We start from the raw sequence: 11,426 nt of genomic DNA, 5'->3' as shown, positions 1-11,426 counted from the left end.
GGTCTGGTGGTCTATCCCACCGTAGGGCACATTCCTATGGAAGAGTTGCCTGAAGACACGGCTCGGGATCCGGCGCTCCGCCTCCGCCAAGGCCTGGCTGGCGACTTTAGCAGCAATGCCGGCTGAGTACTTGAACCAGAATGGACCTGCCCATGATCCCGGGAAGCACCCAAGATTGGTAAATGATTCGATTCCCGTAGGCTTTAACGCTGAGTTAAGCCGCGCCGCGGAGCGGTGTCGGCTTGAACGAATTGTTAAATCGGGGGGTACTGACTAGCGACCTGCCCCGCCAAGAAAAAACTGAAAAGTAAAAATAAGTAGACGACAAAAAATACGAGCATAGAGTCAGACAGCTTAGATAGATAATTATCGTTAAGATGCCTATGTTCGCGTACAAGCAGAAATTTTAACGAAGCCCAAGAGCTCGAAATATTATTTCGCAGAAAAAGCGTTGGCCTACCCATCTTTTCATACTTAACTGGATGCAATCGTTCTAGCCGATTGAAAAGCATTTTCATCAAAATAAACCATGCTGCAACCATTCCGACAAGAATCACAGATACGGTCACGCCGGCCGTTGCAGAGCTCATAAACATGCCCCCTCGATTTAACAGCGATTAGATCGCGTTCTGCGGTAATGGATAACAGAGGATTCGGTATAAGTCCGAGAGCCTTTCAGCGACATAAAAATATTTCCTCGTCATAACAACGACTTACCTCGATGCGGCCTGGCCAGACTGTATTCGCTTGACGTCGTCATTTCGTAATTTCATTGCTACTGGATATCCTGCAAGCAGTGGGTGGTGATTGCTGCCAAACAGCGCTGCGCCAGACATAAGGCGGGAGATCAGGGCTGTGGCCGAGCTTTGTTCAGGCACGCTGCCGCCCTATCCTCTTCACGGACAAATGGAAGAAACGTTAGCGGTGTTGTGCGGGGAATGCAGGCTGTCCGTGCCTGAAAGGCGGGATGGGGCGAGCAGTCCGTTGCTTGATTCGAGAGTAATCCACGCGGGTGCGTGTTGTCCAAAACCATTTGCGCTACTGGTGCTTTGCAATCGGTTACCAAGCGGTGTTTCGCAAAGCGCGTCGCAACGGCTTATGCTTGGCTATTCACCCTGCCCGTGCCCCTTGCCGAATTGAAACAAGTGTTTAACACTGGCAGACCTTTTTTCACCGCCCGTATAGACAGGAGCATTTCATGAGCGATATTCGTTTTGACGACAAGGTCGTCATCGTAACCGGTGCCGGCGGCGGCATTGGCCGTGCCCACGCGCTGTTGTTCGCCAAGCATGGCGCCAAGGTTGTCGTTAACGATCTGGGTGGCAGCACCCAGGGCGAAGGCGCTAACAGTGAAGCAGCCCTCAAGGTGGTTGAAGAGATCAAGGCTGCTGGCGGTACCGCCGTTGCCAACCCGGATAACGTGATCGACGGTGAGAAGATCGTGCAGTGCGCGATGGACACCTTCGGCCGTGTTGACGTGGTCGTGAACAACGCCGGCATCCTGCGCGACAAGAGCTTCGCCAAGATGACCGACGCTGATTGGGATCTGGTTTACAAGGTTCACGTCGAAGGCGCCTACAAGGTAACTCACGCTGCCTGGCCGCACATGAAGGACAGCAACTTCGGTCGCATCATCTTCACGGCTTCTACCTCCGGTATCTACGGTAACTTCGGCCAGGCCAACTACGGTATGGCCAAGCTGGGCCTGTATGGTCTGACCCGCACCCTGGCGATTGAAGGCCGCAAGAACAACATCTTCGTCAACGCCATTGCCCCGACTGGCGGCACGCGCATGACTGAAGGTCTGTTCCCTGAAGGCGCCTTCGACAAGCTCAAGCCCGAGCTGGTCAGCCCGCTTGTCGCTTACCTGTGCTCGGAAGAGTCCAAGGAAACCGGCAGCCTGTTTGAAGTCGGTGGCGGCTGGATGGGTAAGGTGCGCTGGGAGCGTTCGCTGGGTATTGGTTTCAACCCCGATGAAGGCTTCACGCCGGAAGATGTGGCTGCCAACTTCGATAAGCTGTGCGACTTTGAAGGTGCTGTGCATCCGAAGGACAACATCGAGGCGCTGCGTGAGCTGATGGCTAATATTCAGAAGTTCAGCTGAGTAGAAGACCCATAAGCTATTAGCGGAAAGCTGATGGTGGTTTAGATGGATCGAGAGCCCGTACTGGTAATCAGTGCGGGCTTTTTGGTTTCTGGCCGGCGGAGCCGGCTTTGTTCGAGGTGGAACTCGAACGTTCCCAGGGAAGCGCCCCTCGGTACTGAGGGGTGATGTTTATTCCGGAGTGGCTGTCAGGCGGTCGGCGGGGTATGGGCGCATGAATTCCATGCTGTTGGCGGCTGGGGCTTTGAGCCAGTCGCGGATAACGCCGTTGGGGAGGATGACGACCATGCGTTTCTCGTCTTCCGGGCGGTGGTAATAGCGAAACAGCGGATGCTCGTCGGCGTTGATGGTAAGCATGCTGTAGCTGTGGATGATCTGGCCTGCGGGATCGGTCCATTGTTCCCATAGCCCGGCGATGCACATCATGCCGCCATCGGCCCGAGTGAAGCGAGTGGGTACCGCCTTGCCCGAGCGCCAATCGGGTTCGTAGATGGCTGCTGCGGGGATTATGCAATGCTGGGCCTTGCGCCAGGCGTTACGGAATGAGGGTTTTTCGGCGACGGTTTCGGTGCGGGCGTTATAGGTGTGGCGGGCCAGTTTCTGGTTCTTTGCCCAGGCGGGAAGCAGGCCGAATATGCCGGGGCGGAGGTCGAATTCGTTGTTGGGGTTATCTTCTGCTGCGCGTACGAAGGCGCCCTGGTAGCCGGGCCAGAGGTGCCGTTGGAAGGGTAGCTGGTCATCGGCGCCGAAGGCATCTGCCAGGTGGTTAGCTGTGGGGGCTTCGTAGTGGCTGCACATGGGACTCTGGGTAGATATTAGTGGGTGTTGGCCGGCGGAGCCGGCTTTATTCGTGCTTTCCAGAATACAAAAAGCCCGCGCCTGTTGCCAGGCGCGGGCTGTTGCACTATCAGCTTCTCGCTTTGCGAGTGTCAGATATAGACGGCTTCCAGCGGCGGGAAGCCGTTGAACTCGATGGCGCTGTAGCTGGTGGTATAGGCGCCGGTGGAGAGCCAGTACATGCGGTCGCCGATGGCCAGGTTCAGCGGCAGGCCGTATTTGTAGCTTTCGTACATGATGTCGGCGCTGTCGCAGGTGGGGCCGGCGATAACCACGTCTTCCAGTTCGCCCTGTTTTTCGGTCCAGATCGGGAACTTGATCGACTCGTCCATGGTTTCGATCAGGCCGGAGAACTTGCCAACGTCGGTGTACACCCAGCGCTCCAGCGCGGTGTGCGACTTGCGCGATATCAGTACTACTTCACTGACCAGCACACCGGCATTGGAGATCAGCGAGCGGCCCGGCTCAAGAATGATCTCGGGCAGTTCGTCACCAAAGTCTTCCTGCAGGAAGCGAGTGATCTCTTCCGCGTAGGTTTTCATGGTGTTGGTCTTGGTGATGTAGTTGGCCGGGAAGCCACCGCCCATATTGATCATCTTCAGGGTGATATTGTCTTCTTCCTTCAGCCGCTCGAAGATCACCTTCACCTTGGCTATCGCCGCATCCCATGCACCAATGTCGCGCTGCTGCGAGCCCACGTGGAAGGAGATGCCGTAGGGATCCAGACCCAGTTCGCGGGCAAGTACCAGCAGGTCCATGGCCATGTCGGTCTGGCAGCCGAACTTGCGCGACAGCGGCCAATCGGCGGTGGTGGAGCCTTCAGTCAGAATGCGAACGTAAATTTTCGAGCCCGGTGCGGCCTTGGCAATGTTGCGCAGGTCGGCTTCCGAGTCGGTGGCGAACAGGCGCACGCCCTTCTCGTAGAACGCCCTGATGTGCTTCGATTTCTTGATGGTATTGCCAAAGCTGATCTGCTCGGGCTTCACGCCCAGCGCCATGACCTTTTCCAGTTCGTAGATCGAGGCGATGTCGAAGTTGGCGCCCTTGCCCTTGAGCAGGCTGAGCACTTCGTTGGACGGGTTGGCCTTGACCGCGTAGTAGACCTTGCCGAAAGGAAAGCCTTCGACCAGCTCGTCATAGGCGCGGTCGATGGTCTTCAGGTCCACGACCAGAAAAGGCGTTTCGCGCTGATCGGCGCACGCGCGAATGCGGCTGAAGGTTTCGCGGTCAAAATATTCGTCAAGTTTGATAGACATGCATAGGCTCCAAAGCAACTGTTTCGGGTTCGGGGGTGCGAACGTCTGATCAGTATCCCCACTTTGGTTCGCCTACTTCCCAAGGCGTGCGCCGAAAGCAATAAGACTGCGGTTTTCCGCCTGTCTCGCTGTCTCGTCGTCAGTACTTGAGCCGTATGGATCGTGCCAGCCTCAACGTTCGTGGCGAACCTTAAGACCAAGCGATCTTCCGGTCAATAGGGACCTGTCATTTCGTCATTGTTCCCAGCAGCGGATGACAATAGTGCGGGTTTACGCGCGCGTTTATCTGGTCACTCGAGCTGAGATGCGCGGTCTTCATACTAGACCATCGCGCCGGACAAATACGGCGACAACCCTCCCCTGCGCGCACCAAAACAGGACCGGCGGCACTGTTTTGGTCCGCGAAAGATCCTGTAGGCCACTGCCCGGCCGTCTCTGCTTCAACAGCCAGCCACTCGGGGCTTTATGTACTCCATTGTATTACAAGGTATTTACCCGCCAATGGATGACATTGTCAGGAATTGGCACGTTACCTGCTCTCTCGTGTTGGACACCCGCTTGTATACAAGACGGTATTTTCACGATCAGCAGGAGGCCAGATGGCTCAGCAACCCGGATGGACAATTACAGAGTGGCGCGAAGCTTACCGCAGCGGTGACCTGACCCCGCGCACCGCGCTTGAGCAGCTTCATGTGCAGCTCGACGGGCAGGATCCCGCGTTCATCCACGTGCTTTCCACCGCCGAACTGGGTGCTCAGCTCGATGCCCTGGAAGCGCTGCCCGACGCAAGCCAGCTGCCCTTGTATGGCATTCCCTATGTGGTGAAGGACAACATCGACGTGGCCGGTCTGCCAACCACCGCGGCCTGCGCTGAATATGCCTATACAGCTAAAGCCGACTCTACCTGTGTGGCCCGCCTGCGTGCAGCCGGCGCCGTGGTACTGGCCAAGACCAATCTCGATCAGTTCGCTACCGGACTGGTCGGCACCCGCTCCCCCTTTGGTGCAGTACCTAACAGCTTCGATAGCAAATACATCTCTGGCGGCTCCAGCTCCGGGTCCTCGGTCAGCGTCGCCCGCGGCCTGGTGCCGTTCAGCCTGGGTACCGACACCGCCGGCTCCGGCCGCGTGCCGGCTGCCTTCAATAATCTGGTCGGACTCAAACCTACTCGAGGCCGTTTCAGCACCACCGGCGTAGTGCCGGCCTGTCGCAGCCTGGACTGCGTATCGATCTTTGCCCTGAACGTTGCAGATGCAGAAGCGGTGGCTGGGGTGATGGAAGGCTTTGATGCTACCGACGGCTATTCGCGTCCAGCCCCGGCTGCGGCCTCGCTGCTGCCGGTCAAGCCACGCCTGGGCATACCCGCCTCGCTCCCCTGGTTTGGCGACAGCCAATATGCGGCCGCCTGGGAAGCCAGCCTGGCCAAGCTGCAGGCGCTGGGCGTGGAGCTGGTCGAGCTCGATTACACCCCGATGCAGCAACTCGCAGAGCTGCTGTATGGCGGGCCGTGGGTGGCCGAGCGCTACGCTGCGGTCTCTGAGTTCATGGACGCCCATGCCGACCTGATGAACTCGGTAGTGCGGGGCATCCTGGCACAGGCGCAGAACTTTACCGCTACCGATACCTACAAGGCCGAGTACCGCCGCGCGGATCTGGCACGGACCATTCAGGCGCTCATGGGTAGTGTGGATGCGTTGGTGGTGCCCACTACGCCACGGATGCCCACCCTGGAAGAAGTCGAACAGGATCCGGTCGGGGTCAACAGCCAGCTCGGCACCTGGACCAACTTCGTCAACCTGGCGGACTGCTCGGCATTGGCCTTGCCCGCAGGGCTGCGCGAGGACGGCCTGCCCTTTGGCATCACGCTGATTGGTGGGGCCTGGCAGGATGGGTCGCTGGCCGAATTTGGCCGCCGCTGGGAGGCCTTCGCTCCCTGGAAGGCCGGCGCTACCGATCGCACATTGCCTGCATCTGTTGTGGCCACTCAAGCCCCTGCCGGTCATGTACGCCTGGCCGTGGTCGGCGCTCACCTGAGCGGCATGCCGCTGAACACCCAGTTGACCGAACGCCACGCGCGCTTCGTTGAAAGCACCTTTACCGCCGGCAATTACCGGCTCTACGCCCTGCCCAATACCACCCCCCCGAAACCCGGATTAATCCGCGCCAGCGAGGGCGCCGCCATCGCCGTTGAGCTCTGGGATGTACCAGTCGATCTGTTTGGCAGTTTCGTGGCCCTGGTTCCAGCCCCGCTGGGTATCGGCACGCTGACGCTGCAGGACGGCCGCGAGGTCAAGGGCTTCATCTGTGAGGGCGCTGCAGTCGATGGCGCTACCGACATAACGCATCTGGGCGGCTGGCGCGCCTACATCGCCTCTCGCTAAGAACATCAAAGGGACTTGCACCATGCTCAACACTGCACTGATAGCCAACCGCGGGGAGATTGCCGTCCGCATTGCCCGCACCCTTAAAACCATGGGCATTCGCTCGGTAGCGATCTATTCCGACGCCGACCGCAACAGCGCCCACGTGCATGCCTGTGACGCGGCGATCTGCCTCGGTGGCAACAGCGCAGCGGATAGCTACCTGCAAGCAGATCGCATTCTGGCTGCGGCCAAGGACTGCGGCGCACAGGCGATCATTCCCGGCTATGGCTTTCTCTCGGAGAACGCCAAGTTTGCCGAACAGTGCGAGGCGGCCGGTATTGCCTTCTGTGGCCCGACGCCGGACCAGATTCGCCAGTTCGGCCTCAAGCACACCTCACGCGAGATCGCCGAACGGGCTGGCGTGCCGCTCACGCCGGGTACCGGTTTGCTTGCCTCACTGGAGGAAGCCGTCAGTTCAGCGGCCGCACTGGGCTATCCGGTAATGCTCAAGAGTACCGCCGGTGGCGGTGGTATCGGCCTGACGCGCTGTAACGATGAAGCCGCGCTGATCGATGCCTTCGAAACCGTCAAGCGCCTGGGTCAGAACTTCTTCAGCGACAGCGGGGTGTTCCTCGAGCGCTTTGTCGATAATGCGCGGCACGTGGAGGTGCAGATTTTCGGCGACGGCAAGGGCCAGGTACTGGCCCTGGGCGAACGCGACTGCTCGCTGCAACGCCGCAACCAGAAAGTGGTCGAGGAAACCCCCGCCCCCGATCTGCCCGCCGCCACCCGCGAGAAGCTGATGACTGCCTCGGTGGAGCTGGGCAAGGCGGTCAACTACCGCTCCGCCGGTACCGTGGAATACATCTACGATGCCAACCGCGATGTGTTCTATTTTCTTGAGGTGAACACCCGCCTGCAGGTCGAGCATCCGATTACCGAGGCCTGCACCGGGGTCGATCTGGTCGAGTGGATGATCCTCACCGCCGCCGGCGAACCGCCGGCCCTGGATATCGAGATCAACCCACAGGGCGCGGCGATCGAAGTGCGCCTGTATGCCGAAGATCCGGTTCGCGATTTCCAGCCCTCCCCCGGCGTGCTGACCCATGTGAGCTTCCCGGACGATGCACGCATCGATACCTGGGTCGCCACCGGCACGGAAGTCTCTGCCTACTACGATCCGATGATCGCCAAGATCATCGTGCATGGCAGCGACCGCGCCGACGCCATTGCGAAAATGCGCACCGCGCTGGACAACACCTCGGTGGCCGGCATTGCCAGCAACCTGGATTACCTGCGCCAGATTATCGCTACCGACTTTTTTGCCGCCGGCGACGTGGCGACCAACCGCCTGGCCAGCTTCGAATTTCACGCACCGGTGATCGAAGTGGTCAAGCCCGGCACTTACACAACAGTGCAGGATTTCCCCGGCCGCGCCGGTTATTGGAGCGTTGGCGTGCCGCCCTCTGGGCCCATGGACGACTATGGCTTTCGCCTGGCCAACCGCATTGTCGGGAACCACGAAAGCGCCGCGGGCCTGGAATGCACGCTGATCGGTCCTACCCTGCGCTTTCATACCGATAGCGTGATCGCGCTGACCGGCGCCCAATCATGTGCCACCCTGGATAATAGCGAGGTGCCCTTCTGGGCGCCGATTAGCGTCAAGGCCGGGCAGGTGCTTGAGGTCGGCAAGGCCAGCACCGGTTGCCGCACCTATCTGGCGGTGCGTAACGGTATCGACGTGCCGGTGTATCTGGGCAGCCGCTCGACCTTTGTGCTTGGCCAGTTCGGCGGCCATGCCGGCCGTACCCTGCGCGCGACCGACATGCTGCCGATCAGCAACCCGGCAATAGCCGCCTGCACCACGCCCGCGCCCTGCTACGAGCCTGCTGCCGCACCGCATGGACTGATCCCCGACTACGCCAGTGAAGACGCTGGCCCCCGTGAATGGGAAGTCGGCGTGCTCTACGGCCCCCACGGCGCGCCGGATTTCTTTACCGAAGACGCCATCGAGATGTTCTTCGGTACCGCCTGGGAAGTGCACTACAACTCCAACCGCCTGGGCATCCGGCTCAATGGTCCCAAGCCGACCTGGACCCGCAGTGATGGCGGCGAAGCGGGCTTGCACCCCTCCAACATTCACGACACCGAATACGCGGTCGGCTCGATCAACTTCACTGGCGACATGCCGGTGATCCTGACCCGCGACGGGCCCAGCCTGGGCGGCTTCGTCTGCCCTGTCACCATCATCAAGGCCGAGCTGTGGAAGGTGGGCCAGGTCAAACCCGGTGATCGCATCCGCTTCAAGCGCCTCGGTTTTGATACCGCCCTGGCGATGGAGCACGCGCAGGATCAGGCCATCGACACACTGAGCGTGGTTCCTGCGGTCGAGCTGCAGCCCATTCCCGAGCCGGATCATGGCCTGTCTGCCTGCATTCTGGCGTCGCTGCCGGAAGAAGGCAGCCGGCCGCTGGTCACCTACCGCCAGGCTGGAGACAAGTACATTCTGCTCGAATACGGCGACAACGTGCTCGATCTGAGGCTGCGCCTGCGCGTTCACGCGTTGATGGAAGCCCTCAAGGCCACGCCCATCGAGGGCATCATCGAGCTGTCTCCCGGCGTGCGCTCCCTGCAGGTGAATTACGACAGTCGCGTGCTGCACCAGCAGGATCTGGTCAAGGGTCTGCTGGCAATTGAACAAAGTTTGCCCGCCAGCCTGCGCGTACCCAGCCGGGTCATTCATCTGCCCATGGCCTTCGAGGATTCAGCCACGCTGGATGCGGTGGCGCGCTACCGCCAATCGGTGCGCGACACCGCGCCCTGGCTGCCGAGCAATACCGAGTTCATGCGCCGCATCAACGGTCTGGAAAGCATCGACGCAGTACGTGATGTGCTGTTTAGCGCCAGCTACATGGTTCTTGGTCTGGGCGACGTGTACCTGGGCGCCCCCTGCGCGGTACCGGTCGATCCGCGCCACCGCATGCTGACCTCCAAGTACAACCCGGCGCGTACCTATACCGCCGAGGGCACTGTGGGTATCGGTGGGGTGTACATGTGCATCTACGGCATGGACTCGCCCGGCGGCTACCAGTTGGTCGGCCGCACGCTGCCGATCTGGAACAAATTCCTGAAAAGTCCGGTGTTCATCAACCAGGAGCCCTGGCTGCTGAAGTTCTTCGATCAGGTGCGCTACTACGAGGTGACCGAGGAAGAACTGACCGAGCAGCGTGAAGCCTTCCGTGAGGGCCGGCTGGATATCCGTATCGAGGAGAGCTACTTCGATCTGGCCGAGCACGAACAGTTTCTGCAGGACAACGCCGACAGCATCAGCGCATTCAAGGCGCATCAGCAGGCAGCCTTTACCGAAGAAGTCGCGCTCTGGCAGGCCGACGAGGAAGCCAACGTCGATGCTGCATTGCAGGTCAGGACCAGCGAACAACCGATCGATGTCGACGGCCTGGCGGTACTCGCCGACATCAGCGGCAATATCTGGAAGCTGCTGGTCGAGCCAGGGCAAACAGTCGAGGCAGAGCAGCCGCTGCTGATTGTCGAAGCTATGAAGATGGAGTTCGCCGTATATGCCGAGCGGGCCGGCCTGGTAGGCGCCATCCACTGCGCCCCGGGCAAGCAGGTGAATGCGGGCGATCTGCTACTGGTACTCGAGGACTAGACCATGGACCAGGGCGCAGCGAGGGAAACCGGGGTGCTGAAACTGAACAGAACAGGCGACGGCCAGGCAAGCAAGACGCCTGAGCGTCGGCAGAACCTGACCGAGCGCATTTATGTGCAGCTCAAGCAAAGCATCTTCGACTTTCAATTGCTGCCGGGTGACCGCTTTACCGAAAGCGAAATTGCCGAGCTGGTGTCGGCCAGCCGCACACCGGTGCGCGAGGCGCTGACCCGCCTGCAGCGTGAGGGCTTTGTCGAGGTGTCCTTTCGCAGCGGCTGGCAGGTGCGGCCCTTCGACTTCGAACAGTACGAGCAGCTCTACGACGTGCGCATCGTGCTGGAGATGGCGGCGGTCAAGCGGCTCTGCGAGATGGAAGCCGCGTCCGCACTGGATGAACTGAAAGCGATCTGGCTGGTGGCTCCGGCTGACCGCCTGGAGGATGGCCCGGCAGTCTGCGCCCTGGATGAGCGCTTCCACGAACAATTGGTTGAGGCCACCGGCAATGTCGAGATGGCCCGCATTCACCACGACGTGACCGAGCGCCTGCGCATTGTGCGGCGCATCGACTTCACCAAGGCGCCACGCATCGAGGCGACCTATCTGGAGCACGGCAAGATCCTCGGCAGCATCATCCAGCGCCGCGCCGACGAGGCTCAGCTTTTGCTCAAGACACACATCGAGGAAAGCAAGGCAGAGGTGCGCAAGATCACCCTGCACATGATTTTTGAGGCACGGCAGAACCAGAACAACAGCCAGACGCCGGACACGGCGCCGAGCTGACACAGAAGGGCCGGCGGCATGCCGACCGGCCCCGTAGACGTATAGCTGCACCCGTTGTTTGCAAGCTTGTTTTCACCCAGTTGGATATGTACTTCACACGGAGAAAGACCCATGAAAATCAGAAAATTTGTCAAACAGGCCGGGGCGCTTGGCGTCGCGTGCAGCATGGCGCTCAGCGCAATGGCTGTGCAGGCTGAAAGCATCAAGGTGGGTGTATTGCATTCACTGTCCGGCACCATGGCCATTTCAGAAACCACGCTGAAAGACACCATGCTGATGCTGATCGAAGAGCAGAACAAGAAAGGCGGTCTGCTCGGCAAGCAGCTGGAAGCTGTAGTGGTGGATCCCGCTTCCGACTGGCCGCTGTTCGCCGAGCGCAGTCGCGAGCTACTGGAACAACACGAAGTGGCGGCCAT

General features: G+C 60.0%; 7 protein-coding genes. 5 read left to right on the top strand and 2 right to left on the bottom strand.

Going from position 1 to position 11,426, the window contains the following annotated elements:
• The first annotated feature begins 1,198 nt into the window (after positions 1 to 1,198).
• A complete protein-coding gene (locus tag ABYA88_RS13730) occupies positions 1,199 to 2,104 on the top strand; it encodes an SDR family oxidoreductase (protein WP_373187950.1) in 906 nt (301 codons plus the stop codon).
• 171 nt (positions 2,105 to 2,275) lie between these two features.
• Here the strand turns inward: ABYA88_RS13730 and ABYA88_RS13725 are convergent, their stop codons facing one another.
• Together ABYA88_RS13725 and ABYA88_RS13720 are read right to left on the bottom strand one after the other, a co-directional pair.
• The gene (locus ABYA88_RS13725; protein ID WP_373187949.1) at positions 2,276 to 2,902 is read right to left on the bottom strand and encodes an SOS response-associated peptidase; all 627 of its coding nucleotides are present in this window, start codon (positions 2,900 to 2,902) and stop codon (positions 2,276 to 2,278) included.
• A gap of 131 nt (positions 2,903 to 3,033) precedes the next feature.
• Positions 3,034 to 4,197, bottom strand: a complete 1,164-nt coding sequence (locus ABYA88_RS13720; RefSeq protein ID WP_373187948.1) for a type III PLP-dependent enzyme — start codon at positions 4,195 to 4,197, stop codon at positions 3,034 to 3,036.
• Positions 4,198 to 4,796: 599 nt separating this feature from the next.
• On the opposite strand from ABYA88_RS13720, the gene atzF reads away from it, so the two are divergent.
• From atzF to ABYA88_RS13700, 4 genes are all read left to right on the top strand, one after another.
• Complete coding sequence (atzF, locus tag ABYA88_RS13715; protein WP_373187947.1) at positions 4,797 to 6,578, top strand: allophanate hydrolase; 1,782 nt, start codon at positions 4,797 to 4,799, stop codon at positions 6,576 to 6,578.
• A 22-nt stretch (positions 6,579 to 6,600) separates the two neighbouring features.
• Positions 6,601 to 10,230 (top strand): urea carboxylase, encoded by a 3,630-nt coding sequence (uca, locus tag ABYA88_RS13710; protein WP_373187946.1) that lies wholly within the window; start codon positions 6,601 to 6,603, stop codon positions 10,228 to 10,230.
• A gap of 3 nt (positions 10,231 to 10,233) precedes the next feature.
• Positions 10,234 to 11,010, top strand: a complete 777-nt coding sequence (locus ABYA88_RS13705) for a GntR family transcriptional regulator (protein ID WP_373187945.1) — start codon at positions 10,234 to 10,236, stop codon at positions 11,008 to 11,010.
• A gap of 165 nt (positions 11,011 to 11,175) precedes the next feature.
• Positions 11,176 to 11,426: transporter substrate-binding protein (locus ABYA88_RS13700; protein WP_373187952.1), on the top strand; the 251-nt coding region annotated here is incomplete at its 3' end.

This window comes from Halopseudomonas sp. (assembly GCF_041579695.1).
In the GTDB taxonomy this organism is placed as follows: domain Bacteria; phylum Pseudomonadota; class Gammaproteobacteria; order Pseudomonadales; family Pseudomonadaceae; genus Halopseudomonas.
This window is presented reverse-complemented; position numbering and strand designations above follow the sequence as displayed.